Origin of the sequence: Alistipes provencensis, assembly GCF_900083545.1 — a bacterium.
In the GTDB taxonomy this organism is placed as follows: Bacteria; Bacteroidota; Bacteroidia; order Bacteroidales; family Rikenellaceae; genus Alistipes; species Alistipes provencensis.
Genome location: NZ_LT559262.1, coordinates 288,095 through 308,121 on the forward strand (window position 1 = coordinate 288,095; position 20,027 = coordinate 308,121).

18 protein-coding genes, 1 tRNA gene and 1 pseudogene are annotated in these 20,027 nt (G+C 60.9%); 12 read left to right on the forward strand and 8 right to left on the reverse strand.

Annotated features, from left to right (window positions below):
* Window position 1 precedes the first annotated feature (1 nt).
* From BN5935_RS01270 to BN5935_RS01300, 7 genes are read right to left on the reverse strand one after another with little or no spacing between them, the layout of a single operon-like run.
* Complete coding sequence (locus tag BN5935_RS01270; RefSeq protein WP_064974487.1) at window positions 2-466, reverse strand: ATPase; 465 nt, start codon at window positions 464-466, stop codon at window positions 2-4.
* A gap of 24 nt (window positions 467-490) precedes the next feature.
* Window positions 491-2,317: a V-type ATP synthase subunit I gene (locus BN5935_RS01275; protein ID WP_064976789.1), complete on the reverse strand. Its 1,827-nt coding sequence runs from the start codon at window positions 2,315-2,317 to the stop codon at window positions 491-493.
* Window positions 2,318-2,325: 8 nt separating this feature from the next.
* Window positions 2,326-2,934, reverse strand: coding sequence for a V-type ATP synthase subunit D (locus BN5935_RS01280; RefSeq protein ID WP_064974488.1), 609 nt, complete (start codon window positions 2,932-2,934; stop codon window positions 2,326-2,328).
* A gap of 6 nt (window positions 2,935-2,940) precedes the next feature.
* On the reverse strand, window positions 2,941-4,263 hold the full coding sequence (locus BN5935_RS01285; protein WP_064974489.1) for a V-type ATP synthase subunit B: 1,323 nt from the start codon (window positions 4,261-4,263) through the stop codon (window positions 2,941-2,943).
* Window positions 4,264-4,266: 3 nt separating this feature from the next.
* Entirely contained in the window at window positions 4,267-6,021 is a 1,755-nt protein-coding gene (locus BN5935_RS01290) for a V-type ATP synthase subunit A (RefSeq protein WP_064974490.1), read from the reverse strand.
* A 16-nt stretch (window positions 6,022-6,037) separates the two neighbouring features.
* A complete protein-coding gene (locus BN5935_RS01295; RefSeq protein WP_064974491.1) occupies window positions 6,038-6,871 on the reverse strand; it encodes a DUF2764 family protein in 834 nt (277 codons plus the stop codon).
* A gap of 3 nt (window positions 6,872-6,874) precedes the next feature.
* Window positions 6,875-7,489, reverse strand: coding sequence for a hypothetical protein (locus BN5935_RS01300; protein WP_064974492.1), 615 nt, complete (start codon window positions 7,487-7,489; stop codon window positions 6,875-6,877).
* Between the two features lie 212 nt (window positions 7,490-7,701).
* Between BN5935_RS01300 and BN5935_RS01305 the strand changes: the two genes are divergently transcribed.
* Window positions 7,702-8,364, forward strand: coding sequence for a GDSL-type esterase/lipase family protein (locus tag BN5935_RS01305; RefSeq protein ID WP_064974493.1), 663 nt, complete (start codon window positions 7,702-7,704; stop codon window positions 8,362-8,364).
* A gap of 167 nt (window positions 8,365-8,531) precedes the next feature.
* Here BN5935_RS01305 and BN5935_RS01310 read toward each other — a convergent pair.
* Window positions 8,532-10,044: pseudogene (locus BN5935_RS01310) on the reverse strand (DUF4301 family protein).
* Window positions 10,045-10,099: 55 nt separating this feature from the next.
* On the opposite strand from BN5935_RS01310, the gene murB reads away from it, so the two are divergent.
* The 11 genes from murB to BN5935_RS01365 all read left to right on the forward strand — a co-directional run bounded on the left by murB (window position 10,100) and on the right by BN5935_RS01365 (window position 19,618).
* Window positions 10,100-11,107: a UDP-N-acetylmuramate dehydrogenase gene (gene murB / locus BN5935_RS01315; protein ID WP_204244875.1), complete on the forward strand. Its 1,008-nt coding sequence runs from the start codon at window positions 10,100-10,102 to the stop codon at window positions 11,105-11,107.
* Between the two features lie 4 nt (window positions 11,108-11,111).
* A complete protein-coding gene (gene tilS, locus BN5935_RS01320) occupies window positions 11,112-12,455 on the forward strand; it encodes a tRNA lysidine(34) synthetase TilS (protein ID WP_064974495.1) in 1,344 nt (447 codons plus the stop codon).
* 3 nt (window positions 12,456-12,458) lie between these two features.
* The gene (gene holA / locus BN5935_RS01325) at window positions 12,459-13,529 is read left to right on the forward strand and encodes a DNA polymerase III subunit delta (protein ID WP_064974496.1); all 1,071 of its coding nucleotides are present in this window, start codon (window positions 12,459-12,461) and stop codon (window positions 13,527-13,529) included.
* On the forward strand, window positions 13,526-13,987 hold the full coding sequence (locus BN5935_RS01330) for an aminotransferase class IV (protein WP_064974497.1): 462 nt from the start codon (window positions 13,526-13,528) through the stop codon (window positions 13,985-13,987). The genes holA and BN5935_RS01330 overlap by 4 nt, the downstream gene beginning before the upstream one ends.
* 117 nt (window positions 13,988-14,104) lie before the next feature.
* On the forward strand, window positions 14,105-14,698 hold the full coding sequence (locus BN5935_RS01335) for a DUF6549 family protein (protein ID WP_064974498.1): 594 nt from the start codon (window positions 14,105-14,107) through the stop codon (window positions 14,696-14,698).
* Between the two features lie 195 nt (window positions 14,699-14,893).
* On the forward strand, window positions 14,894-15,364 hold the full coding sequence (coaD, locus tag BN5935_RS01340) for a pantetheine-phosphate adenylyltransferase (protein WP_064974499.1): 471 nt from the start codon (window positions 14,894-14,896) through the stop codon (window positions 15,362-15,364).
* Between the two features lie 194 nt (window positions 15,365-15,558).
* Window positions 15,559-16,599 (forward strand): UDP-3-O-(3-hydroxymyristoyl)glucosamine N-acyltransferase, encoded by a 1,041-nt coding sequence (lpxD, locus tag BN5935_RS01345; protein WP_064974500.1) that lies wholly within the window; start codon window positions 15,559-15,561, stop codon window positions 16,597-16,599.
* A gap of 3 nt (window positions 16,600-16,602) precedes the next feature.
* Window positions 16,603-17,658: a TlpA disulfide reductase family protein gene (locus BN5935_RS01350; RefSeq protein ID WP_064974501.1), complete on the forward strand. Its 1,056-nt coding sequence runs from the start codon at window positions 16,603-16,605 to the stop codon at window positions 17,656-17,658.
* A gap of 94 nt (window positions 17,659-17,752) precedes the next feature.
* Window positions 17,753-18,343, forward strand: a complete 591-nt coding sequence (ruvC, locus tag BN5935_RS01355; RefSeq protein ID WP_064974502.1) for a crossover junction endodeoxyribonuclease RuvC — start codon at window positions 17,753-17,755, stop codon at window positions 18,341-18,343.
* 8 nt (window positions 18,344-18,351) lie between these two features.
* The gene (locus tag BN5935_RS01360) at window positions 18,352-19,419 is read left to right on the forward strand and encodes a TlpA disulfide reductase family protein (protein ID WP_064974503.1); all 1,068 of its coding nucleotides are present in this window, start codon (window positions 18,352-18,354) and stop codon (window positions 19,417-19,419) included.
* Between the two features lie 125 nt (window positions 19,420-19,544).
* Window positions 19,545-19,618: transfer RNA gene (locus BN5935_RS01365), tRNA-Arg, on the forward strand.
* Window positions 19,619-20,027 lie beyond the last annotated feature (409 nt).

Here is a 20,027-nt window from a genome sequence, read left to right on the forward strand (position 1 = left end):
TTTAGAAGAGGTTCACACCGTCGAGCGTGGCGATCAGGTAGGTGGCGGCCACCGTCAGGATAGCGTACAGCTCGGGGAAAGCCGCGAGGATCAGCGTCTTACCCATCACGTCGTGGCCGTTGCCGATGGCTGCGATACCGTTGGCGCAGACCTTGGCCTGATAGATCGAAGCGGCGAGGTTCACCATACCGACCAGCAGACCGGCACCGAAGATAGCGGCGCCCTGCACCAGCGTCGGAGCCGTCAGGCCCTTCTGCACCAGAAAGAAGCAGACGAAACCGTAGAGACCCTGCGAACCCGGAAGGGCCGAAAGGATCATGTAGCTACCGAAAGCCCCGCCGTTCTTCTTCATGGCCCCTACCGCGGCCTGACCCGTAATGGCGGTACCGATCGACGAGGCGACACCTGCCAGGCCCACCATCAGCGCTACGCCGACGTAAGCCAATACCAATGCTGTTGTTTCCATAATGAGTTGAGTTTTTAATTGTTATTATTCGTTAGTATCATTCATTTTACGGATGGGATCGAAATTGCGCGGGGCCATTTCGAAACCGGCATTCTTGAAAAACTCGACGAACGTCAGACGCAGCGGGTGCACGAACGACGAGATGGTGGACATGAAGAGGTTGATGCCGTGGCCGATCAGCAGGATCGGAATCATCACCAGCAGCCGCACCACGATGCCCGAGCCCTCGGGGACGAAGCCCGCGGCCAGCGTGTTGAACACCAGCGCCAGCACGCCGCCCGAAAGTCCGATGGCGAACAGACGGATGTACGACAGCACGTCGCTCAGCAGTCCCGTGAGGTTGTTATACAGGTCCCACAGCCCCGCACCGAAGTTGATGAGCGGATTGCGCTTCGGGTCGTTCAGCAACAGCATCAGCACCGCGCCGACACCCAACGCCACATAGAAAGCCACCGACGAGGAGCCGAAGCCCGGGATGGCGAGGCCCGCCATCGGGAGTCCCATGGCCAGACAGCACGAGACGAGGATGATGAACCATCCCAGCATGCCCAGCGCACGGCTGAGGCCGAAGCAGCGGACGGTCATCCAGATGTTGAGCATCATGCCGAAGAGTATCTGCACCACGCCGATAACCAGCGCGATGGAGAAGAACTGTCCCTGAAAATCGAAGAATTTCACCGTGGGGAACCATTCGTTCATGTTGATGCCGAAGAACGAGCCGCACAACGCGCCGAAAACGACGGTCGACAGACCGCACAGCGTGGCGAACCACGCCGCCTGATGCATCATGCCGGGCTTCTTGTTCTTGGCCAGCATCCACACGCCCAGCAGGGTCAGGATCAGGCCGTAACCGGCGTCGTTCAGGCAGATGCCGAAAAAGAGCATGTAGAACGGTGCGAAGAACGGCGTGAGGTCCATCGTTCCGTATTTCGGACGGGCGTACATGTCGCCCACCATCTCGAAAATACGCGCGAACCAGCGGTTCTTGAGCTTCACGGGCGTCTCGTCCTCGGGCGTGGGGTCGCCCTTGAGGTAGACCACGTTGGGATACTCCTCCAGCAGGGCATCCACCTTGTCGGAAGTCTCCTTCTCGGCCCAGCCCTCCATGACGACCAGCGTGCCGTCGGCGGCCTCCTGCGCCGTGGCTGTCACCTGCACGCCCTGCAAACGCTCTTTCAGCGAGCAGGCATGCTCTGCGAGCAGCTCCTCCGAAGCGGCCACGCGCGAAAATTCGGCGTCGAGGGCCCCGAGTTTCTTTCTGGCGTCGGCAATGCGGCTCTCTGCCCCACGAATGTCCATCGTCGGGGTCTTCATCTCCTGTGCATCGAGCGTCACCTCCTCGCCGGGCTTGGCCACGACGACGAACCACACCATGGCATCCGTCCGGCTGACCTCCGAAATCGTATAGGTCTCGGACCATTCGGCCAACTGCTTGTCGAAGGTGTTGCGCTGGGTGAAGAAATAGCGCAGGACGATGCCCTCGGCGGCGAGTTTTTTCGTGCGCTCCACGTCGAAGGCACCCCACGGGCGCAACTCCTCGGCGGCCTTTTCCAGACGGCCGATCTCGGTATGGAGCGCCGTAGCCTGCTGGTGCGCAGCGGCATAGTGTTCATAAGCCTCCTTGCCCGACGCAAACGCTTTCGCCTTCGCGTCGCAGCGGCCCTCCTCGGCGCGGAAGTTCTTCAGGAACTCCGCAGCTTTCGCATGGCCTTCGATGTCGAGCAGCAACTGGCGGTCCTCCTCGGAGGGTTCCCAGCCCTTGGTGGTGATGTCCACCAAGCCGAGTTCGCGCAGCTTCTCGATGAAATCCTCGCTTTGCGCCGCATAGAGCACAAAGTTGTATTTCGACATTTTGGCTATCATAACATCACGCCCTCCCCGGCGGCCTGCTGTTTGGTTTTCACGATCTTCTGGGCCGACTTGGAGAGGTTCTCCTCATCCTCCATGAAGCGTTTGATCTTGCGTATGGCGTCCTCGTACCCGGGTATCTGCACCTTTTCGTACAAGTTCACCTTCTGAGTGGTTTTGCGGCGCGCGTGGTCCAGCAGTTCCATCTTGCGGTTGTACACCTCGAACTCGATGCCCAACTGCGCCATGCGCTTGAGGATATCGATTCCGTCGGCGAACCACACCGGAGAGGAGAACAGGTCGTAGGGTTTCTCCTCGAATTTCACATCCTGCAGGACCGGGGTGCGCACACCCGCGATCTTCTGTATCGACAAATCGACATCGACGATGCGCAAGAGGTCACAATCAAACTCTCCCCAGAGCGACACCATGTAGTCGTACTCGGCCTTCAGGGCGTCGAGCCGGCGGCGGTAGTCGCTTGCGGAGTCCTTCGCCTTCTTCACCTCGGAGCGCAGGGCCGACTCCTTACTTTTGATCGTAGGGAGGGCCTTCTGGCGCATTTTCAACTGTTTGCCGAGGTCGCCGAGCGAGGTCTTGTTATATTGAAATTTGATTGCCATTGCGGATTAGGCCTCCTTCCAGTATTTTTTGATGAGCTCCTCCTTGATGGCGACCTCCTCCTTGGAGAAGTATTTCGCAAAGAGGCCCCACGCCGTGTCGAGCATCTCGGTGATCTCGATGTTGACGTCGATGGCCAGCAGCTTCTCCGAATAGTCGAACGCGAATTTCAGCGTGCGCTCGTCGTAATCCGAGAGGTCGAAACCGTTCTCCAGCTTGGTCTTGGCATTGGCGGCATCGGCGTACAGACGCACACAGGCGTTCATTACCTGCGGATGGTCCTCGCGGGTCTTCTTGCCGATGACGAGCTGTTTCAGACGCGACAGCGAACGGAACGGGTCGACAATGACCTTGCCCGTATCGGAGTCGTTGCGCAGGAACAACTGGCCCTCGGTGATGTAACCCGTATTGTCGGGGATGGCGTGCGTGATGTCGCCGCCCGAAAGCGTCGTCACAGCGATGATCGTGATCGAACCGCCGTTGGGAAGCTGCACGGCCTTTTCATAAATTTTCGCCAAATCGGAATATAATGAACCGGGCATCGAGTCCTTCGACGGAATCTGGTCCATACGGTTCGACACGATGGCCAGCGCATCGGCGTAAAGCGTCATGTCGGTCAGCAGCACCAGCACCTTTTCGCCCTTGTCGACGGCGAAGTACTCGGCGGCGGTCAGCGCCATGTCGGGAACGAGCAGTCGCTCGACGGGCGGGTTCTCCGTGGTATTGACGAACGACACGATGCGGTCCAAAGCGCCTGCGTTCTCGAAGACCGACTTGAAATAGAGGAAGTCGTCGTTGGTGAGTCCCATACCGCCGAGAATGATCTTGTCGGCCTTGGCACGCAGGGCCACGTTGGCCATCACGGCGTTATAAGGCTGGTCGGGGTCGGCGAAGAACGGAATCTTCTGGCCCGTGACGATCGTATTGTTCAGGTCGATGCCGGCGATACCCGTGGCGATCAGCTCCGAAGGCTGGATACGCCGGAAAGGGTTCACCGTCGGGCCGCCGATCTCGCGGGCCTCGCCCTCGATGATCTCGCCGCCCTCCAGCGGTTCGCCGTAGGCGTTGAAGAAACGCCCGGCGAGGTTGTCCGAGACACGCAGCTTGGGAGGTTCGCCGTGGAAGATGACCTCCGAGTCGGTGGCCAGTCCTTCGGTACCCGCGAAAACCTGCAGCGTGATGTTCTCGCCCATAATCTTCACCACCTGCGCCAGCCGGCCGCCGACGGTGGCCAGCTCGTCGTTGCCCACGCCCTGCGCACGCAGGGTCACGGTAGCCTTGGTGATGTTGTCAATCTTGGTATATATCTTCTGAAATGCTCGTGTTGTCATGGCTTATTTGTTTTTTTCACTCACATACTGCTCGATCTGCTTGCGGTAATCCTCGAACTTCTCCGACTTCCACTCCGAGTAGTTCATCTGGCGGAAGAGGTTGATAAGCCCCTTGAAGAACTGCGAGCACTCCTCGAAATCGGCGAACGAGAACGACTGGTTGCAGATGCCGAGCACCATCTTGTACATCATCTGCTGGCGTTCGATCGGGCAGTTGGCGTCGATCGCGTCAAAGGCGTCCTGCTGCAGGATCACGAAGTCGATGAGCTCCGACTTCCAGAAACGTTCGTGGTACTCCACCGGCACGCCGTCGTCGCCCAGAATGTTGATCTGGTCGTTGGCCTCCTTGCCGCGCTGCACGATGGTCTTGCCGGCATAGACGAGGTCCACCCAGTCCTTCTCGATCTGACCGTCGAGGTACTCGCGGATTTCGGGGTACTCGAGGTACTTCGAATAGGACTCCAGCGGGTCGATGGCCGGGTAGCGCTTCGAGTCGGCACGGCCCTGCGAAAGTGCGTAGAAACAGCGCGCGGCCTTCTTCGTGGATTCGGTCACCGGCTCCTTGAGGTTACCGCCCGCAGGCGACACCGTGCCGAGGAACGTCACCGAACCCGTATCGCCGCCGACGAGCTTCACCAGCCCGGCGCGCGAGTAGAAGTTCGAGATGATCGCCGAAAGGTCCATCGGGAAAGCGTCCTGACCCGGAAGCTCCTCCAGACGGTTCGACATCTCGCGCAGCGCCTGCGCCCAGCGCGACGTCGAGTCGGCCATAACCAGCACCTTGAGACCCATGGCGCGGTAATATTCGCCGATGGTCATACCCGTATAGACCGACGCCTCACGCGCGGCGACGGGCATGTTCGACGTATTGCAGATGATGATCGTGCGCTCCATGAGGTTGTGGCCCGTGCGGGGGTCGATCAGCTCGGGGAACTCCTTGAAGATCTCGACCACCTCGTTGGCGCGCTCGCCGCAGGCCACCATGATGATGACGTCGGCATCGGCCTGCTTCGAAATGGCGTGCTGGAGCACCGTCTTGCCGGCGCCGAAAGGCCCCGGGATAAAGCCCGTACCGCCCTCGGCCATCGGGTTGAAGGTGTCGATGGCGCGCACACCGGTAATCATCACGCGCGAGGGGCGCGGTTTCTCGGTGTAGCAGCGCACGGCCTGCTTCACGGGCCATTTCTGCACCATCGTCACGTCGTGGTCCTTGCCCTCGGCGTCGGTCAGCGTGGCGACCGTGTCAGTCACTTTATATTTGCCGGCCTTGGCGACGCTCTTGACCGTATAGCTGTCGGTCATCGCGAAGGGAACCATGATCTTGTGCATCACCCATTGCTCCTTCACCTCGCCCAGCCACGATGCCGCGGAAACCTTGTCGCCCGCCTTGGCCAGCGGCGTAAATTCCCACTCGGCCGAGAAGTCGATCGGGTCGGTGATCGAACCGCGGGCGATGAACAGCCCGTCCATCTTCTCGAGGTCGTTCTGCAGACCGTCGTAGTTGCGCGACAAAATGCCCGGGGCGAGCGTCACCTCGAGCATGTGCCCCTCGAACTCCACCTTGTCGCCGATCTTCAGACCGCGGGTGCTGTCAAAAACCTGAACATAGGCGGCGTCGCCTACGACCTTGATGACCTCGGCCATCATTTTGGTATCCCCTGCCCAGACATAGCAGATCTCGTTCTGGCCCACGGCTCCGTCAGCCTTGACGATCACGATGTTGGAGATGATACCGTTTACACGTCCTGTCGTTTTCATTGTATCTTTTTATTGTTTATTTCTTGTCGATCAGCTCCTTTCCGTCCAGCTCGGCCAGCAGCCGGGCAAACATCTCGCGGCCGCGGGCGGCGTCGAGCTGCGTCCAGCGGGCCACGATGTTGATCCGCGCCAGATAGGAAAGGATGGCGTTAATGTCGAAATAGTCGAACGTGGCCAGCTCCGTGGCTTCGTTCCAGCGCACGAGATCGATTTTGTGCTCCTTCTCGACGAGGTTCGCCTCGTCGTTCACGGCCGCGATCACCGCGTCGATATAGGGCAGTTCGCCCCGCAGTCCGAAATCGGCCGCCGAGCTGCGCTGCAACTGTTCGGCGACGTCGCCGTCCCCGACCACGACCTCTTCAACGGCACGTCCCGCGGCACGCGCCGTAACGGCGGCCGAGACGTTGCGCAGGTTGCGGTCGAAAGCCGACCATTCGCGCAGGAAATGGCTCCCGGCCTTGGCACACGCCGCATAGTAGGCGCCGAACAGCTCCTTTTCGAAGCGCTGCGCGGTGTCGACCTCCTCGGCGTCCTCGCCCTCGGGATCGGCATAGGCCCTCACCACGCGGGCAACCGCTCCGGGCAGCCGCTTCGGGGCTTTCAGCTCCTCCTCCAGCTCCTCGCGCGAAAGGTTGCCCAGCGGATTGTAGGCCGAGCGTCCCCCGCGCAGGGCGGCGATGTTCTCACAGTCGTAGTAGCCGTACAGGAGCCGCACCTCGCGGGCGTCGTCCCCGGTCACCCCCTCCAGAATCTCGGAGACGATGGCCCGGGCGTCGAACCCTTTGGTGTCGGCGTCGAGCGAGTACTCCTTCAGCCCGGCTACCAGACAATAATATTCGGTCGCAAACATAGCTTACGCCTTAAACAGCAACTGATAAACCTTGTCGCGCAGGTACTCCGCGAGCAGCGCCTCGATGTCGGCGTCGGCGAACGAAATGTAATAGCCGCCGTCCTTGGCACCCACCTTGAAGCCGGTCTTCACCTCTTTCGAGTAGCCGACCTCGATGCCTGCGCCCAGCAATTCCTGAGCGCTCTTGCCGAACGCCTCGTCGAGCTTCTTGCGCTCACCCTCGGGCAGCAGGGCCTGCAGTTCGACCTTGCCCGAATCGGCCCCGTTCCAGTTCTTCGCCACGGCGACGAGCATCTCCTTGATGAACGCCGGGTCCACGACAGCCTCCTTCACGCCGCCAGCCGTAGCCTTGGCGATGATGAGCGACGCGATCTCCTGCTTGAGTTTCGAAACGGCCTGCTTGCCGGCCAGCGCGATCTCGGTCATGGTGTTCTTCTCGACATCCTCGGCCTTCACCTGCGCCTTCTTAACGATGTCCTCGGCCTCGGCGCGGGCCTCGGCAACGATCTTCTGAGCCTCGGTTTTGGCGTCGGCGACCAGCTTGTCGGCCTCGGCACGGCCTTTCTCCAACCCTTCGTCGTAGAGCTTCTGGGTCAACTGTTGCAGTTTGTTTTCCATAGCGTTATCTTGTTTTGATTATTGTTTTCCGTTTTAACGTACAAATATATAAAAGATTATGCAGAATCCTCGGCCAAAAACGACAATTTTCCTATTTTGACAAGTTTCCGACTCAAAAGGAGCAAAACCCGCACAATATACATGACGCCATACGGCGAAGGTCCCCGCACGTCGGATAATTTTACTAATTTAGGGCCGTAAAAACGACGACTATGAAGAAACTGGCTCTATTTTTCCTCCTCGCTACGGGCACAACGGCACTCTGCGCACAACCCGATTCGCTCGACTACCGCAGCGACTATTATTCCGCGAAACGCGCCCAACAGGAGCGCGTCGCCGTGCAGCCGCAGCACATCGTGATGCTGGGCAACAGCCTCACCGAACGGGGTGCATGGGCCGACCTGCTGCAAGACAGTCTCGTGGTGAACCGCGGCATCGGCGGCGACTGCGTGGCGGGCATGACCGCGCGTCTCGGTGCGATCGTCGCGGGAAAGCCCCGGGCCCTCTTCCTGATGGCGGGCGTCAACGACCTGATCTTTTCGAAAATTACCCCCGAAGCGCTACTCGGGCAATACGAGCGGCTGCTGGACGCGATCCGCGCGGCCTCGCCCCGAACCACGGTCTTCATCCAGAGCCTGCTGCCGCTGGACGAGGTACAGAACGAGGAGTATTTCGCAGGCAAGAATGCCCGCATCGAGGCTTTCAACGCCCTGCTGCGCGACATGGCCCGGCGGCGCGGGCTCGACTACATCGACATCCGGAGCCGGATGGCCTGCGACGGGAAGATGCCCGCGGAATACACCGTCGACGGCATCCACCTCAACGCCGCGGGCTACGCCGTATGGGTCGACGTCCTGCGGCCTTATCTCCCTTAAATAAAAAGCGGATGGATAGTTGAACTATCCATCCGCTTTTTCATGGAAGCGCAGAACCGGGCCGAGAGTAAGATGACATCCGGCCGCCCTAAAACCCGCTTTTTAAGCGGGCGCAGAACCGGACAGGCAACGCGATGCCGCCTCTTTCGCGCCCTAAAACCCGCCTCTTAGGCGGGCTGGTGCTGGGGCCTCAACAAATCCTGCACCACCTTGACGGGCGAGAAGGTCGTGACGGGCACGTCGACGAAAACCGTGTTCCACCGGGCCATCGCGCCGTTCCACAGCCCCGGAAGCTCCTGAGCCCGCAGGTCGCGGCCGCCCGACGATTTCGACGAGATGAAACCCGTCGAGGGGTCGGTGTATTTGCGCAGATCGAATTTCCGGCCTTTCGAATCGCGGATGCCGCAGACGAGGTCCACGGGGTTGAAATGCGTGGCCGACTGCATCAAGGGCAGGTCTTCGGGCGCGATCTGGCTCGACTCGGCGATCTGCAACGACTCCGTTCCGTCGGGGTTTCCGACCCAGAAAGGCCCGCCGCCCGGCTCGCCCTCGTTGCGAACCATGCCGCAGACGCGGATCGGACGGTCCAGCACGGCGCGCAGCAGGGCCGAATCGTAGTCGGCGGGAAGTTTTACGCAAAGCCGTTTTTCGATGAATTCGGCAATGGGCTCCAGCTCGGCTCCGCCCACCTCGAGGGCCTTGAGGTACTCGAAAGCCCGATCCTCGAGGTCGAGCAGGATGCCCGCAAGCACCTTCTTATAACGGATCGTGTCGCCGCGCAGGGCGTCGGTCGTCACGTTGTCGATATTTTTGATAAACACGAGGTCGGCATCGATTTCGTTCAGGTTCTCGATCAGCGCCCCGTGGCCCGCGGGACGGAACAGCAGCGAGCCGTCGTCCTGCCGGAAAGGCGTATTGTCGGGATTCACGGCGATGGTGTCGGTCGCCGGTTTCTGCACCGAGAACGTGATGTCGTAACGGATGCCGAACCGTTTTTCATAGAACGGCACCTTCTCGGCGAGCAGCTCCTCGAATCCGGCGACATGCTCGGGGGATACGGTGAAATGGATGCGCGCCACACCCTTTGCGGCGGCATAGGTCGCGCCCTCGACCAGATGCTCCTCGACAGCCTTGCGGGCCCCCTCGGGATAGGCGTGGAACGTGACGAGCCCCTTGGGTTTGCGGCCGTAGTTCAGTCCGTCGTTCACGATGGCGCTGACAATGGCTTTGGCGTCGGCCCCGGCCGGAAGCACGGCTTTCAGTTCAGGCCAGAAGGCGAATTTCTCGATGTTATCCAGCAGGGTATCGATGCCCTTGCCGCGCTTGCCGTCGTTGACGAACTCGAACAACTCCTTGAACATGCGCGTCGCGGCACCCGAGGCGGACCGACGCATTTATCCAACTAAACGAGAGACAAAAAGAAATCCTTAACTTCCGTCTGGTCCCCAGGGGGGTCTTGCCGGGGACGAGGCGTTTCTGTCGAGACGACGCACAGAAAGGGGCGGGAGAGAACCCAACGGCCTGCGCCCGGTCGACCACCGTCACGCCGTCGCCCGGCGAAGCGGCCCGCACCACGTTCAGAAACGGGAATCCGCGGCGGAAATTCGCCAGTTGGGTTTCGACCTGTTCCGGAGTGAGGCCGTGGTCGGCGATCTGTTGTAAATCCTGTTGAGTAAACATAGGTTATCGATTTTGTGGCATAAAGTTACGAAATATTTGCGTAACTTTGCACATCATGATCCGAGAATTTCACCAAATCAGCCTGCGCACACGCAACAGTTTCGGTGTCGACCAGCAGGCAGCGCGCCTCGTCGAGTTCGAGACTCCCGAGGAGCTGCGCACGTTCTTCGCCGCGGGAATCCCTGAGAAATGGATGGTTCTGGCCGGCGGCAACAACATCCTCTTCACCGGGGATTACGACGGCGTGCTCCTTACCCCCGTCGCCCGGCGGATCGCCCTTCTGAGCGACGACGGCGAGGAGGTTCGCGTGCGGGTCGATGCGGGCGTCGAATGGGACGATCTGGTGGAATGGGCCGTCCAGCGCGGGTTGTGGGGCATCGAAAACCTCTCGCTGATCCCCGGCAAGGCGGGCGCGGCACCGGTGCAGAACATCGGGGCTTACGGCTGCGAAGCCAAGGACGCGATCCGGCGGGTCGAAATGTACTGCGTCGAGACGGGCGCGATGCTGACGCTCGACGCCGCGCACTGCGGGTTCGGGTACCGCGAGAGCGTCTTCAAGCACGACCTGAAAGGCCGGGTAATCATCACCGCCGTCGAAATAGCGCTCTCGCACACGCCCCGGCCCCGGCTGGGTTACGGCGACGTGGAACGCGAGGTCGAAGCCCGCGGGGGCGTGACGCTGCGCAACATCCGCGAGGCGATCTGCTCGATCCGCCGCGCGAAGCTCCCCGACCCGGCCGTACTGGGCAATGCGGGCAGTTTCTTCAAAAACCCCGTCGTGGAGACTTCAGTCGCCGAAAACCTGCTGAAAACATATCCCGAAATGCCGCACTACCCCGCTCCCGAAGGCCGCGTGAAGCTGGCCGCCGGGTGGCTGATCGACCGGGCCGGGATGAAGGGCCGCCGCGAGGGAGCCGTGGGGGTTCACGAGCGGCAGGCACTGGTGCTGGTGAACCACGGCGGCGCCACGGGCGGCGAGGTGATCGCCTTCGCGCACAAGGTACAGGAGACGGTCCGCGAGAAGTTCGGCATCGAAATAGATACGGAGGTTAACATCTTATAATTATATGAACCTGATCGAAACGTTCCAGCGCTACATCGACGAGAACAACCTCGCCACGCACGACGACCGCATCCTGCTGACCGTCTCGGGCGGCGTGGATTCGATGGTGATGCTCTCGCTGTTCACCCGCTGCGGCTACTCGGTGGGCGTGGCGCACTGCAACTTCCAGTTGCGGGGCGCCGAGAGCGACGAGGACGAGGTGCTGGTGGAGGAGGAGGCCCGCCGTCACGGTGTGGAGTTTTACAACAAGCGCTTCGAGACCAAGGCCGAGATGGAGCGCACGGGCGAGTCGATGGAGATGGCGGCCCGGCGGCTGCGCTACGCGTGGTTCGATGCCCTGAGCCGCGAACACGGCTACACGGCCGTGGCCATCGCCCACCATGCCGACGACTCGATAGAGACCTTTTTCATCAACCTCCTGCGCGGCACCGGACTGCGGGGACTGACGGGTATCTCGACCCAAGTCGGGAAGATCATCCGCCCGCTGCTGTTCGCATCGCGCAAGGAGATACTCGAATACGCCGTCCAGAACCGCATCCCGTTCCGGGAGGATTCGTCGAACCGTTCGACCAAATACCTGCGCAACAAGATACGGCTGGGGCTGATCCCCCGCATCCGAGAGATCAACCCCAAGTTCACGAGCCTGATGAGCCGCAACCTCGCGCGGCTGACCGACGCCCAGCTCTTCATCAACCACGGCATCGAGCGCATCCGCTCGGAGGCCGTCACCTCGGACACAGGGATCGACACGATCCACCTCGACCGCCTCGACCCGGCCTTTCCGCAGAACTTCGTGATCTACGAACTGCTGAACTCGGCCTACGGGTTCAAGGGCGACGTGATCGACTCGCTGTGCCACGCCCTCGAGCAGGGGGCCACGGGGCGGCGGTTCTACGCCCGCGACCGGGTGGCGTCGATCGACCGCGGACGGATCGTCGTGGCGCCGATCGACCCCGGCGACGCGTGTCTCGCGACGGTGCGCAAGGGCGCCCTGCGCAGCTACTGCGGCAACTCGGCGCTCTACTACGAATACTGCGACATCGACACGATCAAGAATTTCGGCGTGCCCGAAAATATCGCGCAAGTCGATGCCGATAAGTTGCAGTTCCCGCTCACGCTGCGCCGCTGGCGCGACGGCGACTGGTTCGTGCCGTTCGGCATGACGGGCCGCAAGAAGGTGTCGGACTTCCTCGTCGACGCCAAGGTCTCCGTGGCCGAGAAACAGCGGCAGTTCGTGCTGCTGTCGGGCGACGACATCGTGTGGCTCGTGGGACGCCGCATCGACGACCGTTACCGCCTGACGCCCGACACGGAAAACGTGCTGCGCATCACCAAAGAGATCGTTTAAACCATGGCAAAAAGCGCTGTAAAGTTCAAGGATTCCGTCGCCGAATACGAGCGTATCGCCGCAGAGATAGCGGCGCGCAGATTTTCCGGCATCTACCTGCTGATGGGCGAGGAGAGCTATTTCATCGACGCCCTCGCCGAGCGGCTGGCGTCGTCGATCCTCGACGAAGCCTCGCGGGACTTCAACCAGATCACCGTCTACGGCCGCGACTCGGAGGCGGGGCAGGTCATCAACCTCTGCCGCCAGATGCCGATGATGGGGTCGTACCAAGTGGTGATTTTGAAAGAGGCCCAGCAGCTCAAGGGGCTGGACAAGCTCTCGCTCTACACCCAGAAACCCTCGCCCACGACCATCCTCGTGATCTGCCACAAGGAGAAGAACGCCGACAAGCGCTCGGCCTTCTATAAAGGGTGTGCGGCGAACGGCACCGTACTGGAATCGGTGCGGCCGCGCGACTACGAGATCGCGGCGTGGCTGCAGCAGTTCATCAAGAAACAGGGGCTGACGATCGACGCCAAGGCGCTGTCGATGCTGACGGACCATCTGGGGACCGACATCGCGAAGATATCCAACGAGTTGAAAAAGCTCACCGTGTCGATGCCCGAGGGCGTGACGCGCATCACCGACGCCGACATCGAGGCCAACATCGGCATCTCGAAGGATTTCAACAATTTCGAGCTTTGCAAAGCCGTGGTCACCAAGGACATGGGCCGTGCGCTGATGATCGCCGACCACTTCGCCCGCAACCCCAAGGACAACCCGCTGCTGCTGACGATCATGGCGCTGTTCGGGCAGTTCCGCGACATCTTCGTGGTCAACTACCTGCGCTGGCTCTCGCGGCACCGGGCACAGCCCTTTCCGCAGGATATGGAGCTGATGCGCATCCTGCGCAAAAGCAATGTCTACGTCGTCGGGGAGATCAAGCAGAACTCCGCGGCGTGGGACAACCGCAAGGTGTTCAACATACTGGGGCTGCTGCGCGAGTACGACGCCAAGAGCAAGGGCCTCAATGCCGGAGGCGCTCCGGACGGAGAGCTGCTGCGCGAGCTGCTGCTGAAAATCTTCCTGCTTTGACGGAACTCTACCTATATCAGACCGTCCACCTCGCCCGGGGACACGCCCGCAACGTGGAGGCGCACGTCGCCGTGCTCGACGCCGCGTCGCGCGAACTGTTCGGCCGGCGGTACGCACCCGGCGCCGCCCGGCTGGCGGGGGCCGACATCGCCGTGCGCTGCGACCGGGAGGGAATCCTCCGCGAAGCCGACGACGCTCCGCTGTTCGCCGTCACGGGGCACACGGTGCTGGCCGCACCCGGTGCGGAGAGTGTCGAACGCGCGTTGGCCGTGCAGGCCGTGCGGGCCGCAGGGCTGGAACTGCGCGAGGAGCCATTCGGACGCGGGGATTTGCCGCAAATCGACGAACTCTTCTTCGCCGACCACCGGGGCATCACCGCCCTCGCGCGCTGCGACGGGCAGCCGCTGATGACGCTCGTCGCCGAACGAATTTCCTCCCGCTTAGAAAGCGGGTTTTAAGGCGACAGGCCATACACACGCTATCCGCCAAGGAGCCGCCGCCCCCTTTTTCCGAAAAAATAGAAACCGGAACCGGTTCGGCCGCCTTATCTTTCGGGGAACCAAACCCCGAAAACCATGAAAAAATACCTTGTGCTTTACGCCGTCGCCGTGACGGCGCTGTTCGCATTTTCCTACCGCCGTTACCACGCCGAAAACCGGCGGCTCATCCAGAACCAGACTGCCCTTGCGGCCGACGTCGCGCATTACCGCACCCGGGCCGGGCAGGAGGCCGCCTCGGCGCAGGTCCTGCGGCTGCGCTGCGGGGAGTTCGAGGCCCTGCGCGCCGCCGATGCCGAGGAAATCCGCCGGCTGGGGCTCAGAATCCGCCGGCTGGAAGCCGCCGCAAAGACCGTGACGGCCACCGAAGCCGCGATCCGTGCACCGCTGCGCGACACCGTCGTCATCCGGGTACGCGACTCGGCGCCGGTGCATGACTCGGTGCGGCTGTTCCGCTGGCGCGATGCGTGGGTCTCGGTCGAGGGACGCATCGACCGTGACTCGGTCGCGTGCCGCATCCGCAGCGTCGACACCCTGCGGCAGGTCATCCACCGCATCCCCCGCCGCTTCCTCTTCATCCGCTGGGGCACGAAAGCGCTCCGGCAGGAGATCGTTTCGGCGAATCCCCACACACGGATCGTCCATGCCGAATATGTGAAGATCGAGCGGTAAGACACAACGGCGCCAAACGAATAAAACGGGAAAACCTGCGGGTATTTCCGTTTTTTTCCTACCTTTGGGGGCGTAACGCCCCTTTTAGGGAAGCGGAGCGTTTTGCAGAACCGGACAGCAATTCGGTTTTGAACCCATCCGACTTTTCCCTACCTTTAGAGGCATAATGCCCCTTTTAGGGCACCTTTGATAATTATGGAACGGACAGCAATATTTCCGGGGTCGTTCGATCCCTTCACGCGCGGACACGCCGCGCTGGTCGAGGAGGCGCTGAATCTCTTCGACCGCGTGGTAATCGGCATCGGCAACAACTCCTCGAAGCAGGGGCTGCTGACGGTCGAGAACCGCAAACGGCTCATCGACGACGTCTTTCGCGGCGAGGAGCGCGTCGAAGCCCGCATCTACACCGGGCTGACGGGCGAATTCGCCGAGGCGGTGGGCGCCTGCGCCATCATCCGCGGCGTGAGGAACACCACCGACTTCGAATACGAACGCACGATGGAGTCCACCAACCACCGCATCTATCCCGACATCACGACCGTCATGCTCTTCACCCCCTCGCCCGTGGCCGACATCTCGTCGTCGACCGTGCGCGAGGTGCTCTCGTTCGGCCGCAACGTCGAGGAGTTCATGCCCGAAGGAATAGACATTAACAAATATTTGTAAGAATCCCCAATAAACCACCACCCGCAGCAATGCTATCGACCGCCGCTTTTGCCGCCTCCGGCGTCATTTACAAATCCGCCCCCACCCCAACCCTCCCTCAGGGAGGGAGATGGCGTACTTTCCGTCCGGTCGGCACGATACGGTTTAGCACGGACAAGGGAACAAACTGAAATACGAACTAAATTATACGCTTTATGATGGAATTTACAGCCGAAATGATCGCCGGGTTTCTGGGCGGCGAAATCGTCGGCGACAAAAACGCCCAAGTACACACCGTCTCGTCGATCGAGGAGGGCAAGGCCGGATCGCTGAGCTACCTCACCAACCCCAAATACGAACAGTTCCTCTACACCACGGGGGCTTCGATCGTCCTCGTGAACCGCACGTTCACGCCGTCGCAGCCGGTGGCCGCGACGCTCATCAAAGTCGACGACGCAGGGGCCTGCGTCCTGAAACTGCTCGAAATGTACAACGCCGCGAAGCCCCGCCGCAAGGGGATCAGCGATCGCGCGTCGGTATCGCCCGAGGCCGAGGTGGGCGACGCGTGCTACATCGGCGACTTCACGGTCGTCGAGGAGGGCGTGCGCATCGGCAAGGGATGTCAGGTCTACCCGCAGGTCTACCTCGGGCGCGGCGTCACCGTCGGCGACAACACCATCCTCTATCCCGGGGTGAAGATTTACGAAGGCTGTGTCGTGGGCGCCAACTGCATCCTGCACGCCGGCGCGGTGATCGGCGCCGACGGGTTCGGGTTCATGCCCAACGCCGCGGGCGGTTTCGACAAAATTCCCCAGCTGGGCAACGTCGTCATCGAGGACGATGTGGAGATCGGCGCCAACACCTGCATCGACCGCGCCAAGACCGACTCGACCGTCATCCGCCGCGGCGTGAAGCTCGACAACCTGATCCAGATCGGCCACAACGTGCAGATCGGCGAGAATACCGTATCGTCGGCCCAGACCGGCATCGCCGGAACCTCGCGCGTCGGGCGCAACTGCTTCCTCGCGGGTCAGGTGGGCATCGCCGACCACGTCGTGATCGGCGACCGCGTGAAGGTCGGCTCGAAGAGCGGCATCGACAAAGGGGTCCCCGACGACGAGGTGCGCATGGGCTATCCGGCGCTCCCGGGCATGCAGTACCACCGTTCGTCGGCCGTTTTCAAGCGGCTGCCCGACTTGGAAAAGCAGGTCCGCGAACTGGAAAAACGACTCGCAGAACTCACCAAAAACCAATAAGCAATGAAAAAGATCCTGATCCTCGCAACGGCGGCGGCCATGCTGTGCAGTTGCGGCAACAAAAACAAATACACCGTCGAGGGCACCGTTGAAGGCGCGAACGAAATGGTCTACCTCTTCGATTCGGAGCGAAACGTCGTCGACTCGGCGGCTGTCAAGGACGGCAAGTTCCGACTCACGGGCACCGTCGAAACTCCGGACTTTTATTACCTGATAGACGCTCGGGAAAAGGGCTCGACATTCGGGACCACGCTACTCCTCGAACCGGGCACAATCACCATAGCGGACAATCCGGAAGGCCATCACAAACGCGTGACGGGCACCCCGGCCAACGACGCCAGCACGGCCTATACCGACGCCAGCAATGCGCTGGTCAACGAGTTCCGCGACGAGGCGACCAGCGAAGAGCGCCGCGAGGCCATTCAAGAGGAGTACGAACAACTGACCCGCACGACGATGGAGCAGAACCGCTCGAATATCTTCGGCGCGCTGCTGCTGGCACAGGAACTGGGCTACGAACTTTCGGGGCAGGAGCTGCTGGAGGAGATCGCCCTCTTCCCCGAGGAGCTGCAGCAGAGCAAGGTGCTCAAAACGCTCAAGGAGAACGCCGAAAGCAAGCTCAAGACCGACGTGGGCCAGCCTTACACCGATGTCGCGCAACCCGATGCCGACGGGCAGGAGGTGTCGCTCAAATCGGTCGTAGAGGCTCCGGGCAACAAGTATGTCCTGCTCGACTTCTGGGCTTCATGGTGCGGCCCCTGCATGGGCGAGGTTCCCCACCTGAAAAAGACCTACGGCGAGTTCCACAAGAAAGGCTTCGAGATTTACGGCGTGTCGTTCGACAAGGACCGCGAGAAGTGGCTCGCAGCCGTCGACCAGAACGGCATGAACTGGGTACACGTCAGCGAGGTGAACGGCTTCGACAATCAGGCCGCCCGGGACTACGCCGTGCAGGGCATTCCGTCGAACTTCCTGATCGGCAGCGACGGCAGGATCGTCGCCAAGAACCTCCGCGGCGAGGCGCTTTACGAAAAGATCGCAGAGCTACTGGCCCAATAAAAAACAACCGATCACACACCCCTCCGTTCCGTTTCGGCGGGAAGGAGGGGTGTTCATTGACAGACTCTTGAAAACTCCGGAAAAATACCGCATCATGGGCATCGACCCCGGCACGAACTATATGGGTTACGGCGTGCTGGAGGTCGAGGGACGCACCGTGCGTTCCGTCGTGCTGGGCGACATCGACCTGCACCGTCTCCCGGACCCCTATGCCAAACTGCGCTACATCTTCGAACGGGTCGGGGCGCTGGTCGACGAGTACGCTCCGCACGAAGTGGCGTTGGAATCGCCCTTCTTCGGCGAGAATGTGCAGTCGATGCTCAAGCTGGGACGGGCGCAGGGCGTGGCGATGGCGGCGGCGCTGAGCCGCGGGATCGACGTATTCGAATATGCCCCCATGCGCATCAAGCAGTCGATCACCGGCCGCGGATCGGCCGCCAAGGAACAGGTGGCCTCGATCGTCTGCCGCATGCTCACCATCGACCAGCCCCCCAAGCGTCTCGACGCCACGGACGGTATGGCCGTCGCGCTGTGCCACTACTTCACCACAGCCAGCCCGCTCAATGCGGCGTTGGGCGGCGAACGGGTAAAAGGGCTCGGCGGGGGCAAGAAAGCGGCGTCGAAAGGGGGATCGCAAAGCTGGGAGCAATTCCTGAAAAAGAATCCCGACCGGGAGATCAAATAAAACCGACCATGAAACGACACTCCACGCTATTCCTCCTCGCCGCCCTGCTGTGCAGTTGCGGCGGTCCCAACTACTCCCTTTCGGGCAGGACCGACTTCGCCCCCGGGGATACGCTCCGCCTGCGCTCGCCCTATCAGGACGATTCGCTGCTGGCCGTTACGGTAGTCCGTCCCGACGGCTCCTTTCGGATTCGCGGGTATGTGGACGGGCCGATGATCGCCAACCTGATCCACGGCAACAGCCGTGTCGGGGCCCCGATCCTGCTCGAAGCCGGCGATATCCGGCTCGAGGCGACGGGCGATGTGCGCAGTTATCAGTTCACGGGCACGCCGATGAACGAGGCGTTCAACGCCATGAATGCCGCTCAGGTATCGCTCGGCAACGTCCTGCAGGCGTTGGAGAACGAGCCCGACACCCCCGAACGCAAACAGCGGCTCGACTCGCTGGGACGCATCTACCGCCAGATTCCGGGCGACGCGCTGGAAGCCAACCGTGACAACCTGCTGGGAGCATTCCTCTACTCGCGGCGCACCGACGCCGATCCGGCCCGCGCCCGCGAACGGCTGGCGGAATTCCCCGCCGAGTTACAGCACCATCCCGTACTGGAGAGCGTGCGGCGGCAGATCGAGGCAGTCGAGCGGTCGGCCGTGGGACAGCCCTACATGGACCTCGCGCTGAAAAACACCGCGGGCGAAGCCATCGCCCTCGCGTCGTTCGTGGGAACCGGACGTTGGGTGCTGCTGGATTTCTGGGCCACATGGTGCGGTCCCTGCTGCCGGGAAATCCCGCACTTAAAGGAGGCTTACGAAGCCCTCAAAGGGCGCGGATTCGAGATTTACGCCGTGTCGATCGACGGCGACACGGAGCGCTGGCGGCAGTTCGTCGCGGAGAACGGCCTCGCATGGACGAACGTAATCTCCGAAGGCGGCGGCAAGGAGAGCCCCGCTGCGGCGATGTACGGCATCCGCTTCATCCCCTCCAATTTCCTGATCGCGCCCGACGGCACGATCGCGGCGAAAAACGTGCCCGGCAGCCTGCTGCAGGAGCGATTGGAGAAACTGATGAAACAGCAGTAGTCTATAAATTACTGATAATCCGCCCGATGGCACCCCACGCCCGGCCGGATTATCTTTTTCGGTAAAATTTCCGTCGAATTATTTGCGTGTTTCGGATTTTTGCCCTACATTTGCACCTGCAATTCGGCACCGTAGCTTAATTGAATAGAGCATCTGACTACGGATCAGAAGGTTACAGGTTTGAGTCCTGTCGGTGTCACACTCAAAATCAACCACTTACAGCGATGTAGGTGGTTTTTTCGTGTCTTGTTTCGAGCGGTTTTTAGGGCGAAATCGGGGATTTGTTTAAACTAATCTGTAAACCGAAATCACGGTCCGGACAATCCAGATCGAAAAAGCGGAAAAACAGCACCTCTTTCACAACTTATTTTGTATCTTGCAGACAGCATAAAATCCGTCGTTACAAAACGAGTCGCCGACCGTCTGAAAAAACACAAAACCACAGCAACAGAGTAGAAACCCTGATCCAACCACACAATTGACATGATCAATCCTCTTGATTATTTATATTACAAAGTATATAAAGGTTTATCCTATATTAGCGGTGGTGGCAATCCCATGTCGCAGATCGGAGCTACAATGGTTCTTTTAATGATAAATTTTTCTAC

Coding starts and splice junctions, on each gene's coding strand:
- BN5935_RS01270 (WP_064974487.1), bottom strand. CDS start 466: ATGGAAACAACAGCATTGGTATTGGCTTACGTCGGCGTAGCGCTGATG.
- BN5935_RS01275 (WP_064976789.1), bottom strand. CDS start 2,317: ATGTCGAAATACAACTTTGTGCTCTATGCGGCGCAAAGCGAGGATTTC.
- BN5935_RS01280 (WP_064974488.1), bottom strand. CDS start 2,934: ATGGCAATCAAATTTCAATATAACAAGACCTCGCTCGGCGACCTCGGC.
- BN5935_RS01285 (WP_064974489.1), bottom strand. CDS start 4,263: ATGACAACACGAGCATTTCAGAAGATATATACCAAGATTGACAACATC.
- BN5935_RS01290 (WP_064974490.1), bottom strand. CDS start 6,021: ATGAAAACGACAGGACGTGTAAACGGTATCATCTCCAACATCGTGATC.
- BN5935_RS01295 (WP_064974491.1), bottom strand. CDS start 6,871: ATGTTTGCGACCGAATATTATTGTCTGGTAGCCGGGCTGAAGGAGTAC.
- BN5935_RS01300 (WP_064974492.1), bottom strand. CDS start 7,489: ATGGAAAACAAACTGCAACAGTTGACCCAGAAGCTCTACGACGAAGGG.
- BN5935_RS01305 (WP_064974493.1), top strand. CDS start 7,702: ATGAAGAAACTGGCTCTATTTTTCCTCCTCGCTACGGGCACAACGGCA.
- murB (WP_204244875.1), top strand. CDS start 10,100: ATGATCCGAGAATTTCACCAAATCAGCCTGCGCACACGCAACAGTTTC.
- tilS (WP_064974495.1), top strand. CDS start 11,112: ATGAACCTGATCGAAACGTTCCAGCGCTACATCGACGAGAACAACCTC.
- holA (WP_064974496.1), top strand. CDS start 12,459: ATGGCAAAAAGCGCTGTAAAGTTCAAGGATTCCGTCGCCGAATACGAG.
- BN5935_RS01335 (WP_064974498.1), top strand. CDS start 14,105: ATGAAAAAATACCTTGTGCTTTACGCCGTCGCCGTGACGGCGCTGTTC.
- coaD (WP_064974499.1), top strand. CDS start 14,894: ATGGAACGGACAGCAATATTTCCGGGGTCGTTCGATCCCTTCACGCGC.
- lpxD (WP_064974500.1), top strand. CDS start 15,559: ATGATGGAATTTACAGCCGAAATGATCGCCGGGTTTCTGGGCGGCGAA.
- BN5935_RS01350 (WP_064974501.1), top strand. CDS start 16,603: ATGAAAAAGATCCTGATCCTCGCAACGGCGGCGGCCATGCTGTGCAGT.
- ruvC (WP_064974502.1), top strand. CDS start 17,753: ATGGGCATCGACCCCGGCACGAACTATATGGGTTACGGCGTGCTGGAG.
- BN5935_RS01360 (WP_064974503.1), top strand. CDS start 18,352: ATGAAACGACACTCCACGCTATTCCTCCTCGCCGCCCTGCTGTGCAGT.